13 protein-coding genes and 1 riboswitch are annotated in these 19,405 nt (G+C 72.5%); of the genes, 6 read left to right on the forward strand and 7 right to left on the reverse strand.

Annotation, left to right across the window (positions count from 1 at the left end; all coding sequences use genetic code 11):
- Positions 1–43: 43 nt before the first annotated feature.
- Positions 44–1,108, reverse strand: a complete 1,065-nt coding sequence (locus ADL25_RS09665; RefSeq protein WP_059127242.1) for a C40 family peptidase — start codon at positions 1,106–1,108, stop codon at positions 44–46.
- A gap of 431 nt (positions 1,109–1,539) precedes the next feature.
- Between ADL25_RS09665 and ADL25_RS09670 the strand changes: the two genes are divergently transcribed.
- Positions 1,540–1,893: a hypothetical protein gene (locus tag ADL25_RS09670; RefSeq protein WP_059127243.1), complete on the forward strand. Its 354-nt coding sequence runs from the start codon at positions 1,540–1,542 to the stop codon at positions 1,891–1,893.
- Here the strand turns inward: ADL25_RS09670 and ADL25_RS09675 are convergent.
- Positions 1,871–2,842 (reverse strand): tellurite resistance/C4-dicarboxylate transporter family protein, encoded by a 972-nt coding sequence (locus ADL25_RS09675; protein ID WP_059127244.1) that lies wholly within the window; start codon positions 2,840–2,842, stop codon positions 1,871–1,873. The two genes, ADL25_RS09670 and ADL25_RS09675, sit on opposite strands and share 23 nt — an antisense overlap.
- Positions 2,843–2,950: 108 nt before the next feature.
- Complete coding sequence (locus tag ADL25_RS09680; RefSeq protein WP_059127245.1) at positions 2,951–4,105, reverse strand: C40 family peptidase; 1,155 nt, start codon at positions 4,103–4,105, stop codon at positions 2,951–2,953.
- Between the two features lie 8 nt (positions 4,106–4,113).
- Positions 4,114–4,285: riboswitch (cyclic di-AMP (ydaO/yuaA leader) on the reverse strand.
- A gap of 409 nt (positions 4,286–4,694) precedes the next feature.
- Between ADL25_RS09680 and pcrA the strand changes: the two genes are divergently transcribed.
- Positions 4,695–7,205: a DNA helicase PcrA gene (gene pcrA / locus ADL25_RS09685; RefSeq protein ID WP_059127246.1), complete on the forward strand. Its 2,511-nt coding sequence runs from the start codon at positions 4,695–4,697 to the stop codon at positions 7,203–7,205.
- Between the two features lie 48 nt (positions 7,206–7,253).
- On the opposite strand, the gene ADL25_RS09690 is transcribed toward pcrA, so the two are convergent.
- Positions 7,254–8,819, reverse strand: coding sequence for a M23 family metallopeptidase (locus ADL25_RS09690; protein ID WP_059127247.1), 1,566 nt, complete (start codon positions 8,817–8,819; stop codon positions 7,254–7,256).
- Between the two features lie 303 nt (positions 8,820–9,122).
- Positions 9,123–9,989 carry an esterase/lipase family protein gene (locus ADL25_RS09695; protein ID WP_059127248.1) on the reverse strand — a complete coding sequence of 289 codons (867 nt, stop codon included), beginning with the start codon at positions 9,987–9,989 and terminating at the stop codon, positions 9,123–9,125.
- Positions 9,990–10,673: 684 nt separating this feature from the next.
- On the opposite strand from ADL25_RS09695, the gene ADL25_RS09700 reads away from it, so the two are divergent.
- The gene (locus ADL25_RS09700; protein ID WP_059127249.1) at positions 10,674–11,090 is read left to right on the forward strand and encodes a cobalamin B12-binding domain-containing protein; all 417 of its coding nucleotides are present in this window, start codon (positions 10,674–10,676) and stop codon (positions 11,088–11,090) included.
- A gap of 87 nt (positions 11,091–11,177) precedes the next feature.
- On the opposite strand, the gene ADL25_RS09705 is transcribed toward ADL25_RS09700, so the two are convergent.
- Both ADL25_RS09705 and ADL25_RS09710 read right to left on the reverse strand, forming a co-directional pair.
- Entirely contained in the window at positions 11,178–12,797 is a 1,620-nt protein-coding gene (locus ADL25_RS09705; protein ID WP_059127250.1) for a DUF5691 domain-containing protein, read from the reverse strand.
- Positions 12,798–12,835: 38 nt separating this feature from the next.
- The gene (locus ADL25_RS09710) at positions 12,836–14,188 is read right to left on the reverse strand and encodes an SWIM zinc finger family protein (RefSeq protein WP_059127251.1); all 1,353 of its coding nucleotides are present in this window, start codon (positions 14,186–14,188) and stop codon (positions 12,836–12,838) included.
- Positions 14,189–14,322: 134 nt separating this feature from the next.
- Between ADL25_RS09710 and ADL25_RS09715 the strand changes: the two genes are divergently transcribed.
- The 3 genes from ADL25_RS09715 to ADL25_RS09725 all read left to right on the forward strand — a co-directional run bounded on the left by ADL25_RS09715 (position 14,323) and on the right by ADL25_RS09725 (position 19,325).
- Positions 14,323–15,567 carry an ATP-binding protein gene (locus ADL25_RS09715; protein WP_107116559.1) on the forward strand — a complete coding sequence of 415 codons (1,245 nt, stop codon included), beginning with the start codon at positions 14,323–14,325 and terminating at the stop codon, positions 15,565–15,567.
- Between the two features lie 132 nt (positions 15,568–15,699).
- Positions 15,700–18,129 (forward strand): DUF5682 family protein, encoded by a 2,430-nt coding sequence (locus ADL25_RS09720; RefSeq protein ID WP_059127253.1) that lies wholly within the window; start codon positions 15,700–15,702, stop codon positions 18,127–18,129.
- A complete protein-coding gene (locus ADL25_RS09725; RefSeq protein WP_059127254.1) occupies positions 18,126–19,325 on the forward strand; it encodes a VWA domain-containing protein in 1,200 nt (399 codons plus the stop codon). Before ADL25_RS09720 ends, ADL25_RS09725 begins: the two co-directional genes overlap by 4 nt.
- Positions 19,326–19,405 lie beyond the last annotated feature (80 nt).

The raw sequence follows: 19,405 nt of genomic DNA on the forward strand, positions 1-19,405 counted from the left end.
CCTCATCGGACGTACACGGGGGCTTCGGGGGTCCGGAGGCCGCTCACACCACCCGGGTGGCCCCCGCGAACGGCATCTGGTCGATCGGCGCCAGCCGTACCGGCGCCGAGGGGTTGGGCGCGTGGATCATCTGACCGTTGCCCACGTAGATCCCCACGTGGCTGACGCCGGAGTAGAAGAACACCAGGTCGCCGGGGAGCAGTTCGGAGCGCGAGACCCGGTGTCCCGCCCCGATCTGGGCGTAGGTGGTCCGCGGTAGCGAGACGCCCGCCGAGCGGTAGGCGGCCTGCACCAGGCCCGAGCAGTCGAAGGCGTTGGGGCCGGTGGCACCCCAGACATACGGGCTGCCCAGCTTGCCGTACGCGTACGACAGCGCGGCCGCCGCCCGTGTGTTGGGGGCCTGAGCGGCCGCGGCGGCGGCCGACATCGGTGCCAGGCCCCGTAGTGCGGAGCGCGACGCCCGTCCGGTGCCCCCGTCCCCTGTGAGCTGTGCCCGCTGGCCGGCTGTCAGACGGGACAGCAGCCGGCGCGCCTCGCCCAGCCTGTCGGTGATCGTCTGCTTCTGCCGGCGCAGCTCCGTCTGCCGTGACTTCAGGGAGGCCAGCTCCACCCGGGCCGCGCCGCGCAGCCGCTCGATCTCGTGCAGCTGGCCCCGCACACGGCTCACGGCCGCGGCCTGCCGGTTGTCGGCCCGCTCGGCGAAAGCGGCGTCGTCGAGGTAACGGCCGGGGTCCGAGGAGAGCAGGAGCTGCACCGAGGGGTCGATGCCGCCGCCGCGGTACTGCGCCGCCGCGGCCGAACCGAGTGCCTCGCGCGCCGTGTTGAGCCGGTCCGTGCGGCGGGCCGCCTCGTCGCGCAGGGAGTTGAGCCGTGCCTGGGCCTCGGCCGCCTCCTCCTTCGCCCCGTTGTACTTCTCGGTGGCGACCTCCGCCTGCTCGTACAGCTTGTCGACTTCGGCCTTGACCTGAGCGGGGGAGAGTTGCGGTTCGGCGTGCCCCGTGCCCTCGAGACCGGTCGCGGTAGCCGCTCCCGCGAGGGCGATCGTGGCGGCGGTGCGGACCGTGTTGCCGCCGATCGCACGCTGTCTGGGCTTGCGGTGCGCTGCCACCTGGCCGTCCCGTCCTTTCGTACGACCGCCGGTCGTCCCGGGCGGTGTCGCGCGTCCGGCGGCGGCCCGCACAGGGGGAGCGCGCCGCCGCCGGACCTTCTCGGCGGTGGTGTCCGACGGCCGCCCCTGGCCCGGGCGGTGGTGGGGAGCCGGCCACCTGGTGCAGGACGCTAAACCTCGCCGTGACCGCTCCGTGATGCAATGTGCGGAACTGTCGCGACCGGACTACCGGTGACCGTATGTGGCCGTGATCCCGTTCCGGGAGCGCCGACTTCACGCTGTGCGATGACCGATGCGGTGGTTTCGGGACGCGGGCGGGCGGCGGAGTGCTATGGAGCGCATATATGCGGTGGCCGTGCGGGCAGGGGCGCCGTCCTCGACGCGGGGCCGGTGACCGGGAGACCGGGCACCCCTGGTTAGGCTCCGGACCCATGGACGTACTCATCCATCTCTTCGTCGGCCTGCACATCATCGGTATCGCCGCGCTCCTCGGCGGCTTCCTCACCCAGATGAAGGCGATGGGCCGGGGCACGGCCCGTTTTGTGCCCGGGATGCTGCACGGCGCGCTGACCATGCTGGTCACCGGTGTCGTGCTGGTCGGTCTCAACGAGGCGGACCACCACTCCGTCGACACGATCAAGATCGGTGTGAAGCTGGCCCTGCTGATCGTGATCCTCGGCCTGGTCTATGTGAAGCGGGACGAGGAGAGGGTCGAGAAGCCGCTCTTCGCCCTCGTCGGCGCGCTGACCGTCGCGAACATCTTCATCGCGGTGCTCTGGACCTGACGCCGCCCGACGCCGACAGGACGGCGCCGGCGAGGACCACGCACCAGGCGGCCACCGCGATCCACAGCAGCACCCGGCCCAGGTCGCGCAGCCACGGCACCCCGAGGGCGGTGGCGACGGACAGGGACGCCACCGCCGTCATGGCCATCGGGAAGACGGTCGCCCAGCGCCGTACGTCGTAGCCGAGCCGGGGGCGGAGCACCTCGGCCACCGCCAGCAGGCAGTAGCACACAAGGGCGAGGACGAGCAGCGCGATGGTCACGCCCCGCAGGGCGGCACGGTCGTCGTTGTTCCAGAGGTACATCCGGTGGGAGGCGAGAACGAGCCGCGCCCCGGCCACCGCGGCGATGGCGAGTCCGCCGCCCAGGATCCAGTGGTCCCCCGCCCCCCTCGTCACCTGGCGCAGGTCGAAGCACCGCAGTCCGACCACGTAGAACACCAGCCCGAGCCAGAAGAACACGAGCGCCGTGTGTGCGAGCCACGCCACACCGGCGGACACCGCCAGCACCGCACCGAGCAGCGCGATCCCCTCCGTCGCCACGCATCCTAGGAAGACCGTCCCGGCCATACGGCGCTTCCAGCGGCGTGCGACCACCACGAGCAGGACCGCCCACAGCAGGACGGACAGGGCGAGCAGGGCCTTCGCGAGCGACTGCCCGCCCTGCACGGCCGCCGCCGTGCCCAGCGCGGCGGTCGCCGCGACCGGGGTGAGGGCGGCCGGGGGGAGCGCCGCGTCCGCCCCGCGCCCGCGCCACCCCGGCGCCCGTACGGCGGCGTCGGCGACCAGTCCCAGCCAGGCGGCGGCCGTGAGGGCCAGGGCGATACGGGAGAGGACCCGGTGGCCGGCCAGGAGCAGTCCGACCGACAGGATGCCGGTCGCCATCACGGCGGCCCCGGTGGCGGGTGGACGCTGCGACCACCAGGTGCGGAGCGCGGAGGTGCCTGACATGCGCCCGATGCTAAAGATGCGCACCCGCGTTGCGTACGGGGCACGCGCGCGGGGATGCCGAAAACAACCCCACGCGCGCGTACCGCACGACGAGCGGGAGGCCCGGCCTCAGGCGGGGCGCACCACGCTGTGGATGATGGAGGAGCCGTCGTAGTAGATGGACTCCTCGCGGACGTAGGCGCCCGGCTTCGGCGCATGGATCATCATGCCGTCGCCGATGTAGATGCCGACGTGGCTGATGTCGTCGTAGAAGAAGATCAGGTCACCCGGCTGGGCGTCGGCGAGCGGCACCGTCGTGCCGGCGTCGACCTGGTCGTACGTGGTGCGCGGGAGCGACACCCCTGCGGCCTTCCAGGCGGCCTGGGTCAGTCCGGAGCAGTCGTACGAATCGGGGCCGGTCGCGCCCCACACGTACGGCTTGCCCACCTGGGCCCGGGCGTACGCGAGGGCCTTCTCCGCCTTCGTCCCGTTCGTGGGGGCCGTGGTGGAGGAGCCGGACGAGCCGCCCGTGGTGGTGGAGGAGGACGACTCCTGCGCGGCCTGCTTCTGCCGGGCCGCCTCCTGCTGCCGGGCCAGCTCCTCCGCCTGGCGCCGTGCCTCCTCCTGCTTCTTCTTCTCGATCGCGGCGAGGCGTGCCTTCTCCTCCGCGGTGAGTCTGGAGAGCAGCTCCCGCGCGGTGCCGAGCTTCTTCTGGATCTCCGTCTTGCTCGACTTCAGCGCTTCCTGCGACTCGGTGAGCGTCTGAAGGCTCTCGGTGGCCTCCTGCCGCTTCTTCATCGTCGCGGACCGGTCGGTGAAGTAGTCGTCGACCGTCTCCTTCTGGCGACCGGTGAGCCGGTTCATCAGCTGGGTCTGGTCGAAGTAGTCCTGAGGGGTGTCGGCCAGCAGGAAGGTGGCCGTGTCGGGGGCCGCCGCCCCGGTGCGGTACTGCGCGGCGGCGTACGACCCCAGCTGCTCACGTGCCTCATTGAGCTTCTGGGTGCGCTGGGCCACGTCGTCGAGGAGCGTGTCGACGCGCTTGCGCTGCTCGGTCGACTTCTCCTTGGCCGCGTTGTACTTGTCGGTGGCCGACTCCGCCTGGCGGTAGAGGTCGTCGACCTTCTTCTCGACCTCCTCGACGCTCGGCTTGCGGTCGGGGGAGGGGGCGGCGTTGGCGGTCTGGGACAGCAGGGCCACGGAGGTGAGGGCGGCCGTCGCGAGAACGGGGGTCCGTATGCCTGCGATGCGCGTGCCCGAGGGACGCGCCTTGCGGTGCGGCGCCATGGGAGGCGTCTCCTTCCGTACTCCGCCTACCGAGTTAGCTGTCGGGTTCGGGCGGGTGGTTCCGGAAGGCATGCCCTACGGCCCCGGCCCCGCAGGGCCGTTGGCCGATTCACCCCAAGGTCGGGTGGGTCCCCGGCTCCGGGTGCCGCGGGGGCGTACCGGACTCGGCGGAGGCCGCACGGCCCGGCGATCTTCGCCGGTGGGGGTCGTGCGACCCGCTCGGAACGCTAGCCAACTCGTGTGGCCCGTGTGAAGGTTGATGTGCGATATGCCCGATACATTTTCGTGACCTTGACCATGTGCCGGGCCGCCCTGGGGGAATGCGGCGGGATCTGCGACGGGTTGGGTGTTTTCCTGTGAAGTCGTGCGGAGTGACGGACTCCGCCTGGTTCCGTCGGGAGGCGATACCGGATCACGGGATCGTGCACCGCCCTGCGATCGATTTCTGTCAGCGATCGAACGGTCCCGGAAGGTGGCGGTGCGAGTGCGGTCGGCACCGGAAGACCGCGGGCGGTCCGGCCCGCTCCCGGCGGCGGAGTTCTCGGGGTGGCGGCCGACTGTCGGTGGGGCGGCCTAGACTCGGAGAGCGATGAGCAGCCTCTTTGACGACAGCTTCCTGGCGGACCTCAAGGCCACACCGGCCCCTGAGGAGGAGCCCCCGCCGCCCGAGGACGACCACGCTCCGGAGCCGGTTCCGGACGATCTGTTCGGCGGGCGCTTCGACGTGCCCGCGGATCGTGACTCCTACTACCGCGACGGCGCTCCCCGCCCCGTCATCGACCCCCAGGCGCTGCTCCAGGGCCTGAACGAGAACCAGCGCGCGGCCGTCGTGCACGCCGGCTCCCCCCTGCTCATCGTGGCCGGCGCCGGCTCCGGCAAGACCCGCGTGCTCACCCACCGCATCGCCCATCTGCTGGCCGAGCGGGGCGTGCATCCCGGCCAGATCCTGGCGATCACCTTCACCAACAAGGCCGCGGGCGAGATGAAGGAGCGCGTCGAGCAGCTCGTCGGCCCGCGTGCGAACGCGATGTGGGTGATGACCTTCCACAGCGCGTGCGTCCGCATCCTGCGGCGGGAGAGCAAGAAGCTGGGCTTCACGTCCTCCTTCTCGATCTACGACGCCGCCGACAGCAAGCGGCTGATGGCGCTCGTCTGCCGCGATCTGGACCTCGACCCCAAGCGGTTCCCGCCGAAGTCCTTCAGCGCCAAGATCTCCAACCTGAAGAACGAGCTGGTCGACGAGGAGGACTTCGCCGCCCAGGCCGCCGACGGCTTCGAGAAGACCCTCGCCCAGGCCTACACGCTCTACCAGTCCCGCCTCCGCGAGGCGAACGCGCTCGACTTCGATGACCTGATCATGACGACGGTCAACCTGCTGCGCGCCTTCCCCGACGTCGCCGAGCACTACCGCCGCCGCTTCCGCCACGTCCTCGTCGACGAGTACCAGGACACCAACCACGCCCAGTACGCCCTTGTACGGGAACTCGTCGGCACCGCCGGGCATCCCGTGGACGTGCCGCCGTCCGAGCACGACCTGCCCCCGGCCGAGCTGTGCGTCGTCGGTGACGCCGACCAGTCGATCTACGCCTTCCGCGGCGCCACCATCCGCAACATCCTCCAGTTCGAGGAGGACTACCCGGATGCCACCACGATCCTCCTGGAGCAGAACTACCGCTCCACGCAGACGATCCTGAGCGCGGCCAACGCGGTCATCGAGCGCAACGAGTCGCGCCGTCCCAAGAACCTGTGGACCAACGCGGGCGCGGGCGCACGGATCATCGGCTATGTCGCCGACACCGAGCACGACGAGGCCCAGTTCGTCGCCGAGGAGATAGACCGACTGACGGACTCGGGTGAGGCGAAGGCCGGCGACGTCGCCGTCTTCTACCGCACGAACGCCCAGTCCCGTGTCTTCGAAGAGATCTTCATCCGCGTCGGCCTGCCCTACAAGGTGGTCGGCGGCGTCCGCTTCTACGAGCGCAAGGAGGTCCGGGACGTCCTCGCGTATCTGCGGGTGCTGGCGAACCCCGAGGACTCCGTGCCGCTGCGGCGGATCCTGAACGTCCCGAAGCGGGGCATCGGCGAGCGCGCCGAGGCGATGATCGACGCCCTCGCGCAGCGGGAGAAGGTCAGCTTCCCGCAGGCGCTGCGTCGCGTGGACGAGGCATACGGCATGGCGGCCCGCTCGACGAACGCGGTCAAGCGGTTCAACGCACTGATGGAGGACCTGCGGACCATCGTGGAGTCCGGCGCCGGACCGGCCACGGTCCTGGAGGCCGTGCTGGAGCGCACCGGCTATCTGGCCGAGTTGCAGGCCTCGACCGACCCCCAGGACGAGACCCGTATCGAGAACCTCCAGGAACTCGCCGCCGTGGCCCTGGAGTTCGAGCAGGAGCGCGGCGAGGAGGCATCGGCACCGGGGGCGGCCGCTGCGGGGGGTACGCTCGCCGACTTCCTCGAACAGGTCGCTCTCGTCGCCGACTCCGACCAGATCCCGGACGAGGAGGACGGTGACGGCGTCATCACGCTGATGACCCTCCACACCGCGAAGGGCCTCGAGTTCCCGGTGGTGTTCCTGACCGGTATGGAGGACGGCGTCTTCCCGCACATGCGCGCGCTCGGCCAGACCAAGGAGCTGGAGGAGGAGCGGCGCCTGGCGTACGTCGGCATCACACGGGCGCGGGAGCGGCTGTACCTCACGCGGTCGGCCCTGCGCAGCGCCTGGGGCCAGCCCTCGTACAATCCGCCCTCACGCTTCCTGGAGGAGATCCCGGACCAGCATGTGGAGTGGAAGCGCACCGGCACCTCCTCGGCCCCGGTGTCCTCCGGTCCGCTCTCGGGCGTCGCGGCCTCGCTGTCGTCCTCGCGCTCGCGCTCCTCGGCCGTCGGCGCGTCGGGGTTCGCCACCCGCCGGGGCGGTGCGGCGGAGAAACCGGTGATCTCCCTGGCGGTGGGCGACCGCGTCACGCACGACCAGTTCGGACTGGGGACGGTCGTCGGCGTCAAGGGCACGGGTGGGAACGCGGAGGCGACGATCGACTTCGGCGACACCAAGCCGAAGCGGCTGCTGCTGCGGTACGCGCCGGTGGAGAAGCTGTAGCCCATGCGGCTGGGCCCGCCGAACGGCGGGGCCCAGCCGGGGAGTTGATCAGGTCGGGTCGAGCCCGTGACTGCGCAGCCAGGGCAGCGGGTCTATTGCCGCACCGCCGCCGGGGCGCACTTCGAAGTGTAGGTGCGGGCCGGTGGAGTTGCCCGAGTTGCCGGAGTACGCGATCGGTTGGCCGGCCTTCACCGTCGTTCCGGAGGAGACCCGGTAGGTGGAGAGGTGGCAGTACCACGTCTCCGTACCGTCCTTCGCGGTCAGGATCATCATGTTGCCGTAGGCACTGTTCCACTGTGTGCGGACCGTGCCGTCCGTCGCGGCCATCACCGTGGTGCCGTAGGAGACCGGGAAGTCGATCCCGGTGTGCACGGACATCCAGTTGATGCCGGCCTGTCCGAAGTAGGCGCTCAGGCCCTTCTGCAGAACCGGCAGGACGAACTTCGGTCGCATCCGCTCCTTGAGCGCCGCCTCCGCCGCGGCCTTCCGCTGCTCGGCAGCCTGCTCCGCCTTGAGGTCGATGCGCTCCTGCGTGCGGCTCGCCCGGTCCGCGAAGTCGTTCGCACCCGCGGAGACGCTCTCGAGCTGGGAGTCCAGCTTGTTGTTCGCGGCGGACGGCTTCACGGGGGTGGCGGCCGAGGCGCTTGTCGTCTTGCCGTCCTCCCCGTTCACGCCGACGGACGCGGCGGCGATACCGGCTACCCCCATGACGCACACCGACGGCACGGCGACGGTCAGCAGTGCGGATCGCTTCGCAGGGGCGCGGCGCCGGGCGCGGTTCGAGGCGCGGGCCGCGACACGGGAGGCGGGGGCGATGTCTTCCTCGTCCTCGAGCGGCGACGGGGTGTCGCCCGACGCCTCGCCGTCTCCCGACTCGCCTTCTTCGTAGGCGATGTGGTCGTACGGCGGCTGATCGAAGGCTTCCGCCGCGTCGAAGCCGGCGGTGGCCTGCTGGTCGAAGGTCTCCGTCCCGTCGAAGGACTCGGCCTGGTCGAAGGGGTGCTGGATCGCCTGCTCGAAGGTCGCCGTGGCCGGGTCCGCCGCGTCGGCGTACTGGTCGTGGACCCCGTGCTCGACGGCTTCGGCCGAGTTCCACTGGGTGGCGTCGTAGGAGCCCGTGTCGAAGGCCTGCGTGCCCCATTCCCACTGCTGGGCCGCGTCCGCCGACTGGCCGGCCTCGGCCCAGGCCTGTGCGTCCCACTGGCCCGTGGCGTCGGGGGAGGTGCCCTGCGCGGGGATACCTGCGAGCTGCTGATAACCGGTCGCCCAGGCGGTCGTGTCATGGGCGCCGGTGTCGAAGGCGGCCTGGTGCTGGGCGGCGTAGGCGTCGTAGTTCGGCGACGGGTGGGTGTTGTCGCCGTATGTCGCATGGCCGGCCGCGGACCACTGCGTGGCGTCGTACGCGCCGGTCGAGCCGTGGCCCGGCAGGTCCCCGAAGAGGGGGTCGGCCGCGAAGTTCGCCGTCGTGGTGCCGCCGGCGCCGAAGGTGTCCGTGTACGTGGTGAACTCGCCGTACTGGCCACCGTGTCCTCCGTACGACGCATAGTGCGCCGCGACGGCATCGGGGGCCGGAGTCGGGGAAGTAGCGGTCCCCGACGGGTGACGGTCGTTCACCAACTTCTCTTTCGCCTCGACAACAGGGGCTGGCAGAGCAGTGCGGTGACTGTACCCGGCGGTATGCGGGCGCGACAATCTTCCGTTGGTTTCCCTCGTGCAGGAAACGGGCATTCAGCCGTGATTCGGCGGCCCGCGGCGAGGCTTTGGTTTTGCGTTCGATGAATGTTCGAGGTCGATAGGGTGTCTGCGCGTCGCCGGACGGGCGATCCGGGGCTGGGGCGGGGGTCGCGTCGGGCTGTCCTCCGCAAGTGGTGGCCAACGGTTGTGCCGTCCGTGGTCGCGTGCCGAGGGGCCGATGGGTCAGGCCACCGTCAGACCACCGGTGTGGGTGGCGGCCGCTCCGGGCTCGACGAGGTCGAGTGCCTGCCGTATCCCGGCGGCGACGGTGGGGTGCACCGGCAGGGCGAGATGGCCGATGCCGCTGACCCGTACGTTCTGCGCCAGCAGATCGGGGTGGTCGACGCAGGCCGTCTCCAGTGGATCCATCAGGGGGTCCAGATCGCTCCAGAAGCTCACGAAGTGTGTACGGCAGCCGGGCGCGGGCTCGCGCAGTTCCTGGATGAGCTCCGAGCCGGGACGCATCTGCCGCACGATCGGGTGCGCGTTCGCGAGCGGCGCGACACGGGTCCCCGAGTGCGGGGTGCCCAGTGTGACGAGGGTGCGGACGCGCAGGTCGCCGCCGAGGCGCTGGACGTAGTACCGCGCTATCAGCCCACCCAGGCTGTGCCCGACGACGTCCACCCGCTCCTGCCCCGTACGCTCGCACAGTTCTTCGATATAACGGCCGAGAAGCTGGGCGGCGGTGCGGATGTCGCAGGTCAGCGGTGAGTAGTTGAGGGACTCGATGTGCTGCCGTCCGTGCTGGGTGAGATTGCGGCGCAGCAGGACGAAGACCGAGCGGTTGTCGATGAACCCGTGGAGCAGGATGACCGGAGGTTTGGCCTCGGTCGGCAGTGTGGCGGCGTCCGGCGAGATCGGGAGGGGCGCCGAACGGCGCTCCTGAATGATGCCCGAGGGATAAAGGAGCACATGCCCGGCGAGGATCGCGAGCTCCAGCGCGGTCGCCTTCAGGAGGGCTATGGAGAGTCCGGCCAGTCGGCTCGGGAACAGACGCTGGCACAGCGGAAGCAGCGGCTGCAGGGGCTGCACTGCCCTGGTGACCATCATGGCCGACCTCCCGTCGGCACACGCAAGGACGCCTCTGTCCCCCGTGAGCCCTCGTGGAAAGCCGTCAGGCGATGGCCTGCGGGGCAAGGACCGCGGGTTCGGCCGTGCCGCGGACGCGGCAGGTGCGGCCCTGATGCGACGGACGTCTTCTCGTCGCTGTGACGCGACGCCCGTCCTCGGTCGCGGTTCCCGTCCTCCTCGTACGGGTGTGGGGTCCCCGCATCGTGCCCTGTGCAATTTCGCCGGAAGACCTCACCACCACGGCGCCCCGCCGGCGATGCGATGGTGCGGCCGCCCTCAGCGGCTCTCCGTGCGCACGATCACCTCGGTCCACGGCACCCGGGCCGCCGATGTCACCGGCCCCTGTGCCGCCGAGAGGGGAGACCCTGCGCGGCGAATGTGTCCCACTGTGTGATTTCCCCCTCGGTCTGCACCGCGAAACTGCCGGTTGCGGGATGCTGGCGATAACGTTCGTTCACTTCCCGGGTCGGTGCGGAGCGGGACACCTGTGGCGTGAGGTGCGCGAGGGCCCGGTCCGCCGGGGTCGCGCGGGCGGAGCGGTGTGTGTTCACCGCCGGCGGGAAAATACGCCGAACGTGCGGTCCGTATGTCCGCCGGTGCGGTGACGTGGCGGCGGTGCGGTACATCGGTACAGGGTGGAGTAGTCGCTTCATGGAGGCAGTGATGGGTGTGGCAGCCGGTCCGATCCGCGTGGTGGTGGCCAAGCCGGGGCTCGACGGCCACGATCGTGGGGCCAAGGTGATCGCGCGGGCACTGCGCGACGCGGGTATGGAGGTCATCTACACCGGCCTCCACCAGACGCCCGAGCAGATCGTGGACACGGCGATCCAGGAGGACGCCGACGCTATCGGCCTGTCGATCCTGTCCGGCGCGCACAACACGTTGTTCGCCGCGGTGATCGAGCTGCTCAAGGAGCGCGACGCGGAGGACATCCTGGTCTTCGGCGGCGGGATCATCCCCGAGGCGGACATCCCCCCGCTGAAGGAGAAGGGCGTCGCGGAGATCTTCACTCCTGGTGCGACCACGGCATCGATCGTGGACTGGGTACGGGCGAACGTGCGCCAGCCGGCCGGGGCGTAACACCGGCGACCAGCGCGACGAGGGTGCCGTTCACCGATGGGCGGGCGGCGCCCTTCAGGACGTCGCGGCGCGGCCGTGTGCCCCGGCTCAGGGCTCGCCCAGTTCCTGCCGCATCGTGGCGCGCAGCCGCAGTGTCGTGGTCAGGCGCTGGAACGCCTCTGCCCAGTAGCCGCCGGCCCCGGGCGACGTGTCCTCCGTCTCGTCCGGTATCGCCGTCAGCGCGTCGAGCCGGCTCGCCTCCGCGGGGTCGAGGCAGCGCTCCGCGAGGCCCATCACCCCGCTGAAGCTCCATGGATAACTCCCCGCGTCCCGGGCGATGTCGAGCGCGTCCACGACCGCCCGCCCGAGGGGCGCTGCCCAGGGGACCGCGCACACCCCGAGAAGCTGGAAGGCCTCGGACAGACCGTGTGTGGCGATGAACCCCGCGACCCAGTCCGCCCGGTCGGCCGCGTCCAGGATCGACAGCAGCTTCGCCCGCTCGGCCAGGGACACCGCACCCGGACCCCCGGCCTCCGGGGCCGAGGGGCGGCCGAGCAGGGCCCGGGACCAGCCGGGGTCGCGCTGCCGCACGGCCGCACGGCACCACGCCGCGTGCAGCTCGTCCCGCCAGTCGTCCGCCACCGGCAGCACGACGATCTCCTCCGGCGTACGCTGCCCGAGCCGGACCGGCCACGCACCGAGCGGTGCGGCCTCCACCAGCTGGCCCAGCCACCACGACCGTTCGCCGCGGCCCGCCGGGGGATTCGGCACCACTCCGTCGCGCTCCATGCCCGGATCGCACTGGTGCGGTGCCTCGACCACGATCACGGCTTCCGGACGCGTGCGGTCGATCGCCACGCAGGCCGCCGCCCGCGCCGCCATGCGGCCGGCCAGGGCCGAGCCCGGAAGCGCCGAGAGCAACTCGGCCGCCATCGCCCGTACATTGCGGCTCCGGTCGGAGAGCGCCTGCTCCAGGAACGGCTCGTCCGCGGCTTCGAGCCCTGCGCGCAGTGAGTCGAGGAACATCAGACGGTCCTCGGCCCGCTCGGCCGCCCAGGTGGAGGCGAGCAGTTCGCGGGCGGCGGACGGCTGTCGTGTACGGAGCGCGGCGAGCAGTGCGACCCGCTCCGCGAACAGGCCCTCCTGCCACAGGGCCCGGATGCGGTCCCTGTCCTCGGACGGCGGCAGTTCGGCACCGCCACCGGGCGTGGATCGCAGCGCGAAACGCCAGTCCGGGTTCAGCCGGGCCAGCCACAGGGCGCGCGGTCCGGCGAAGGCCAGCGCCGCCGGCCGCAGGTCCGTACGCCCGCGGGCCGCGTCCAGGAGCGCGGGCAGTGCTTGCGGCGGTGGCGCGAAGCCCCGTGCGTTGGCCAGGGACAGCCACTGCGGCAGCAGCTCCATGAGGTCGGGGGCCGCCCCCCTGCGGCCACCGACCGCGCCGGGGCGCTCCGACAGGAGCAGGGCCAGTCTGCGGACCGCCGCGGGTGGCAGCGGTGGGCGAGGGTCCGGTGCCGCGGGCACGAGCCGCGCCTCCGCCGGGGCGGGGCGCAGCCCCGCTCTGCGACGCACCGTCTCCACGGCGGCCAGGTCCAGCAGCGCCGTCGGCGCCTCGCGACCGGGCGGCAGCCACGACGGGGTACGCCGGCCGGTGCCCAGCAGGGCCACGGTCACGAGCTCCTCCCAGGGCACATCGGGAGCCGTGTCCGGCGGGGCGGGAGTCGCAGTCATTTCGGTCCTTCGGTCGGTGGGCGGTGGTTCCGGTGCCGTCAGCACAGCGGGACCGCGTCTCCCGCTGCCTCGGGCCAGGCGGTGAGCGGGGTGAAGCCGAGGTGACCGCACTCGCCGAAGACCGTGACCGGGCCGCCGCCCGAGAGGGCGACCAGGCGCCACAGGCCCGGACGGGCGGCCGACGAGGGGGTGATCGGGAGCGCCGTGCCGCCGTCCGCGTCCGCCAGCTGCCAGGCGTCCCCGGCCGGTGTCGGTATCACCCGGTTCAGCGTCACCGGGAGCGACTCCAGCCAGGGGTCCGTGCGCAGTGCCTCCCCGTACCGGGCCGCCGCCCGGAGGGTGGTCAGGCCCGGCGGTCGCACCGCGACCGGCTCGGGCGGGGTGAACCGCTCGCCCAGCGCCACCCGGGGCTGCCCGTCGCCCGGATACCGGGAGACCTCCGCCTCGAAGGCCAGGCCCACCGGCAGCGACGGCTCCGGAGCGCGTCCGGCGGCCGCGAACGAGAGGAGCAGTACGGTGCGCCCGGTCTCCGATCCGTACAGCCAGATCCTGCGTGTGGTGAGCCGGCCGTCCGAAGTGTCGTACTGCGCCAGGACCAGCCAGCTGTCCCGGACCGGCGGACCCTCCGGCGAGCCCGGCAGGCCGACCCGTGAACGGACCGTCGCCGCCAGCCCGGCCGGCAGCCGCTCACGGCGCAGCCAGCCCCGGTCCAGCAGATGCAGCAGTGCGCACTCCTCCAGGAGCCGGGCCGGCCAGCCCGCTCCCGACGCGGGGAGCGACCCCAACTCCCGCACCCGGGCGGCCAGTCCCGGGGCCTGTGCGTCCACCATCCGGGCGGCCGTCTCCTCCCACAGCCCGTACCCCGCCTGCTCGGCCGAGGCCAGACCGCCGCGCAGCAGGTCGGCCAGCCGCTGCTCCAGCTCCTCCGCCCCGGCCGTGATCCGCTCGGCCCGCCGCTCCGCCCGGCGCCGGGCCGCCTCCGGATCGCCGGTCGTGCCCCCGCCGTGTCCGGCCGCTGTCCCCTTTATCTGTGCGTGCTGCCTGCGCCCCTCCATCCACTGCTCCGCCCAGTCCGGCGCCTGCCCCCGCGACACCGTGCCGTCCCCGCCGGCCCAGAGCAGCAGCAGCCCCAGGGCGTGCTTGCACGGGGACTTGCGGCCAGGACAACTGCACGAGTACGCCGGGCCGTTCGCCTCCGCGATGTCGACGACCGTCCGATACGGCGTACTGCCACTGCCCTTGCACAGTCCCCAGACCGTCCCCTCGTCGGAACTGCCCGCCTGCGACCACGGGCCGGCCGCACCGAGTTCGCTTCCCGCCTTGCGTGACGCGGCGTCAGGTGCCAGTGCCAGCACCTGGTCCGCGGTCCAGCGCACCCCCTGCTGAGTCATGTCGTCGAAGGTAGGTCCCGGCACTGACAATCGCCGGTCGCAAGGGTCTTTGCGCAGGTCACCGCGGATTGTCAGTGGTCTGGTGCACGGTTGGTGGCAGATCCGAACCGGCCGAGCTGGAGGGGGATACGGCCATGCGTGTGTCCGTCGATCCGATGTCCGTCGAACCGTGCCCGAGCGGGCCGGGGCCCGGGAGCGAGGGCGGGGCGGCAGCCCCGGACGGGCGGGTGCCCGCGCCCGTGCACACGCCGGGGGAGGAGAGGGCGCGAGGGCGGGCGGAGGGACCCGGGCAGGCGGGGTCCGAGGTGCTGCGGCCGCACGCCGAGGACGCCTTCGCGGCCGAACTCGCCGCGCTGGCCGCGCAGGACGACCGGCCGCGCCCGGCCCGCTGGCGGCTGTCGCCGTGGGCCGTGGCCACCTATCTGCTGGGCGGCACACTGCCGGACGGCACGGTGATCACACCGAAGTACGTCGGCCCGCGCCGCATCGTCGAGGTGGCCGTCACCACGCTCGCCACCGACCGCGCCCTGCTTCTGCTCGGTGTGCCCGGCACGGCCAAGACCTGGATGTCCGAGCATCTCGCGGCGGCCGTCAGCGGCGACTCGACGCTGCTCGTGCAGGGCACGGCCGGGACCCCGGAGGAGGCGATCCGCTACGGCTGGAACTACGCACAACTGCTCGCGCACGGCCCGAGCCCGGACGCGCTGGTGCCCGGCCCCGTCATGCGGGCCATGCGCGAGGGGACCGTTGCCCGGGTCGAGGAACTGACCCGCATCCCGGCCGACGTGCAGGACACGCTCATCACCATCCTGTCCGAGAAGACCCTGCCGATACCGGAGTTGGGGCAGGAGGTGCTCGCCGTCCGCGGCTTCAACCTGATCGCGACGGCCAACGACCGCGACCGCGGGGTCAATGAGCTGTCCAGCGCGCTGCGCCGCCGTTTCAACACCGTGGTGCTGCCGCTGCCCGAGAGCGCCGAGGCGGAGGTCGACATCGTCTCCCGCCGCGTCGAGCAGATCGGGCGCTCGCTCGACCTGCCGGCCCCGCCCGACGGCATCGACGAGATCCGGCGCGTCGTCACGGTCTTCCGGGAACTGCGCGGCGGTGTCACCGCGGACGGACGGACGAAGCTGAAGTCCCCCAGCGGCACGCTGTCCACCGCCGAGGCGATCTCCGTCGTCACGGGCGGGCTCGCGCTGGCCGCCCACTTCGGCGACGGCGCGCTGCGGGCGGGCGACATCGCCGCGGGCATCCTCGGAGCGGTCGTCCGCGACCCCGCGACCGACCACGTCATCTGGCAGGAGTACCTGGAGGCCGTGGTCCGTGAGCGTGACGGCTGGACGGACTTCTATCGCGCATGCCGGGAGGTGTCCGCATGACGCGCCCGGCGGGCGAGGTCCCGCGGGGCTTTTCGAGTGGCGCGGGCGGCACGGCAGCCGTGGACGGGTGTGCCGGCGCGGGGGTGCACGGACGCGGGGATCCGGGATGGGGCCGGAGGCGAGGGGGACGGTGTGACGGGCGTTGACGGGTCGCCGGGCGCGACGGTAGACGAGGGGCCGCTGCTGCTCGGGGTGCGGCATCACGGACCGGGCTCCGCGCGCGCCGTGCGGGCCGCGCTGGACTCGGCGCGGCCGCGCATCGTGCTGATCGAGGGGCCGCCCGAGGCGGACCCGCTCGTCCCGCTCGCGGCCGACGAGGAGATGCGGCCGCCGGTGGCGCTGCTCGCTCATGCCGTGGACGAGCCAGGACGGTCCGCGTTCTGGCCGCTGGCCGAGTTCTCCCCGGAGTGGGTGGCGATCCGCTGGGCTCTGGAACACGGCGTTCCGGCCCGGTTCATCGACCTGCCCGCCGCGCACACGCTGGCATGGCAGGGGGAAGACCCGGCGTCCCGGCAGGGCGAGACCGGTGAGGCGGAGTCGGAGCCGTCCGCGGATGGACGCGGGGACGGACCGGGGCCGACCGGGCCCGGCGCGGACGGCGGACCGGAGGACACGGTGCGCGTCGACCCGGCCGCCGTACTGGCGAGAACCGCCGGATACGACGATCCGGAGCGGTGGTGGGAGGACGTCGTCGAGCACCGGGGCGTGGGGACGGCCGACGCCCTCGCCCCGTTCGCCGTGCTCGAGGAGGCGATGGGCGCCCTGCGGGAGGCGTACGGCACCGGGGCGCACGAGCGGGACCTCGTGCGGGAGGCGTACATGCGGCTGCAGGTGCGCGCCGCCCGGCGCGAGTTCGGCCGGGACGTGGCCGTGGTGTGCGGGGCCTGGCACGTGCCCGCGCTGCGCCGGAGGACATCCGTCGCCGCCGACCGGGCCCTGTTGAAGGGACTGCCCAAGGTGAGGACGGACATGACCTGGGTGCCCTGGACCCATCGGAGGCTGTCCCGGGCCAGTGGCTACGGCGCGGGGATCGACTCGCCCGGCTGGTACGGGCATCTGTTCGCCGCCTCCGACCGGCCCGTGGAGCGGTGGCTGACGAGGGTGGCCGGGCTGCTCCGCGAGGAGGGCCGGATCGTGTCGTCCGCGCATGTCATCGAGGCGGTGCGGCTCGCCGGGACGCTTGCCGCGCTGCGCGGACGGCCGCTGCCGGGGCTGTCCGAGACGACCGACGCGGTGCGGGCGGTGATGTGCGAGGGATCGGATGTGCCGCTGGCACTGGTGCACGACCGGCTCGTGGTCGGGGACGTCCTCGGGGAAGTGCCCGCCTCGGCCCCCGCGGTGCCGTTGCAGCGGGACCTCGCCCTGCTCCAGAAGCGGCTCAGGCTCAAACCCGAGCCGCAGGAGCGGGAGCTGGAGCTCGATCTGCGCAGGGAGACCGACGCGGGGCGCAGCCGGCTCCTCCACCGGCTGCGGCTCCTGGCGATCGGGTGGGGAGAGCCCGCGGTCTCGCGCGGCAGCACCGGGACGTTCCGGGAGACCTGGCGGCTGCGCTGGGATCCGGAGCTGGCCGTGCGGGTCGCCGAGGCCGGCGTCTGGGGGACGACCGTGCTCGCCGCCGCGACCGCGAAGGCCGAGGCGGAAGCGGTCGCCGCGCAGGCCCTCGCCGAGGTCACGGCGCTCGCCGAGCGGTGCCTGCGGGCGGAGCTGTCCGACGCGCTGCCCGTGGTCATGCGGGTCCTCGCCGACCGCGCGGCACTCGACGCCGACGTCGGACATCTGGCCCAGGCCCTGCCCGCGCTGGTCCGTGCGCTGCGCTACGGGGACGTGCGCGGCACGGACACCCGGGCGCTGGCCGAGGTCGCGACGGGCCTGGCGGAGCGGGTGTTCGTCGGGCTGCCGCCCGCCTGCGCCGCGCTGGACGCGGAGGCGGCCGAGGAGATGCGGCGTCATATCGACGCGGTGCACGGGTCGGTGGGGCTGCTGGAGGAAGGGGCCGCGGGCGCGCGGGGTGGTCTGCTCGGGCGGTGGTGTTCCGTCCTACGGGTGCTCTCCGGGCGGGACAGCGTGCCCGGGGTGATCCGCGGGCGGGCCGTGCGGCTGCTGCTGGACGACGGGGAGCTGGCGCAGGAGGAGGCGGCTCGGCTGATGGGACTCGTGCTGTCGCCGGGGACGGCACCGGCGGACGCCGCCGCGTGGATCGAGGGGTTCGTCGGCGGCGGTTCCGGCGGCGGGATGCTGCTGGTGCACGACGAGCGGCTGCTCGGCCTGGTGGACGCATGGCTGACCGGGGTGCCGGCGGACGCGTTCACCGACGTACTGCCGCTGCTGAGGCGCACGTTCTCGGCCTATGAGCCGGGAGTGCGGCGCACGCTGGGCGAGTTGGTGCGGCGGGGTCCGGGGGTGCGGGGCGGTGCGGCGGCCACCGGCTCGGGCCCCCCGGGGTTCGCCGTCGAGCGGGACGCCGGGCGGGCGGACGCCGTGCTCCCGGTGCTGCGTCTGCTGCTCGGAGCGGACGAGGCCGACGGCAGCGGCGCCGCCGACCTTGTGGGGGTGGTCCGATGAGCACGCACACGACCGTCCGGGAGGAGACCTCGACCGTGCGGAACAGGACGGCGGAAGCCGACGAACGGCTGCGGCGCTGGCGGCTGGTGCTCGGCGGCGACGCGGCGGACGGCACCGGGCACGGGCTCGCGGGGCGGGACGCGGCGATGGACGGCGCCCTGACCGCGCTGTACGGAAAGGGGGACAAGCCCCGCCAGGGACACGACCGTTCGGCGGGACTCGGGGCCTCCGCGCCGTCGGTCGCGCGCTGGCTCGGGGACATCCGGACCTACTTCCCCTCCTCGGTCGTCCAGGTCATGCAGCGGGACGCCATCGACCGGCTCGGTCTGTCCGCTCTGCTCCTGGAGCCGGAGATGCTCGAGGCGGTCGAGCCGGACGTGCACCTGGTGGGCACACTCCTGTCGCTGAACAAGGCGATGCCGGAAACCACCAGGGAGACCGCCCGGGCGGTGGTCCGCAAGGTCGTCGAGGATCTTGAGGAGCGGCTCGCCACCCGCACCCGTGCCGCGCTCACGGGCGCGCTCGACCGCAGCGCGCGAGTCACCCGGCCCCGGCACCACGACATCGACTGGAACCGCACGATCGCGGCCAACCTCAAGCACTACCTCCCGGAGTACCGCACGGTCGTGCCGGAGCGGCTGATCGGGTACGGGAGGGCGTCCCGTTCCGTGAAGAAGGAGGTCGTCCTCTGCATCGACCAGTCGGGGTCGATGGCGGCCTCGGTGGTCTACGCGTCCGTCTTCGGGGCGGTCCTTGCGTCGATGCGCTCCATCGCCACCCGGCTGGTCGTCTTCGACACGGCCGTCGCCGATCTCACGGACCAGCTCGACGACCCGGTCGACGTCCTCTTCGGGACGCAGCTCGGCGGCGGCACGGACATCAACAGGGCGCTGGCGTACTGCCAGTCCCGGATCGCGCGGCCCGCCGACACAGTCGTGGTCCTCATCAGCGACCTGTACGAAGGGGGGATCCGGGACGAGATGCTGAAGCGGGTGGCGGCGATGAAGGCGTCGGGGGTGCAGTTCGTGGCACTGCTCGCGCTCTCCGACGAGGGGGCGCCCGCCTACGACCGCGAGCACGCGGCGGCGCTCGCGGCGCTGGGCGCACCGGCGTTCGCCTGCACGCCCGACCTGTTCCCGGAGGTGATGGCGGCGGCCATCGAGAAACGGCCCCTTCCGATACCGGAGTCGATATGACGATCCGGCGACAGGCGGGACACAACGGGCAGTTCACAAAGCGGGCCCTCTTGGTGAAGGTGAAAAAACGGATATGACTA

The organism is Streptomyces sp. NRRL F-5122 (assembly GCF_001507435.1).
Lineage (GTDB): Bacteria > Actinomycetota > Actinomycetes > Streptomycetales > Streptomycetaceae > Streptomyces > Streptomyces lannensis.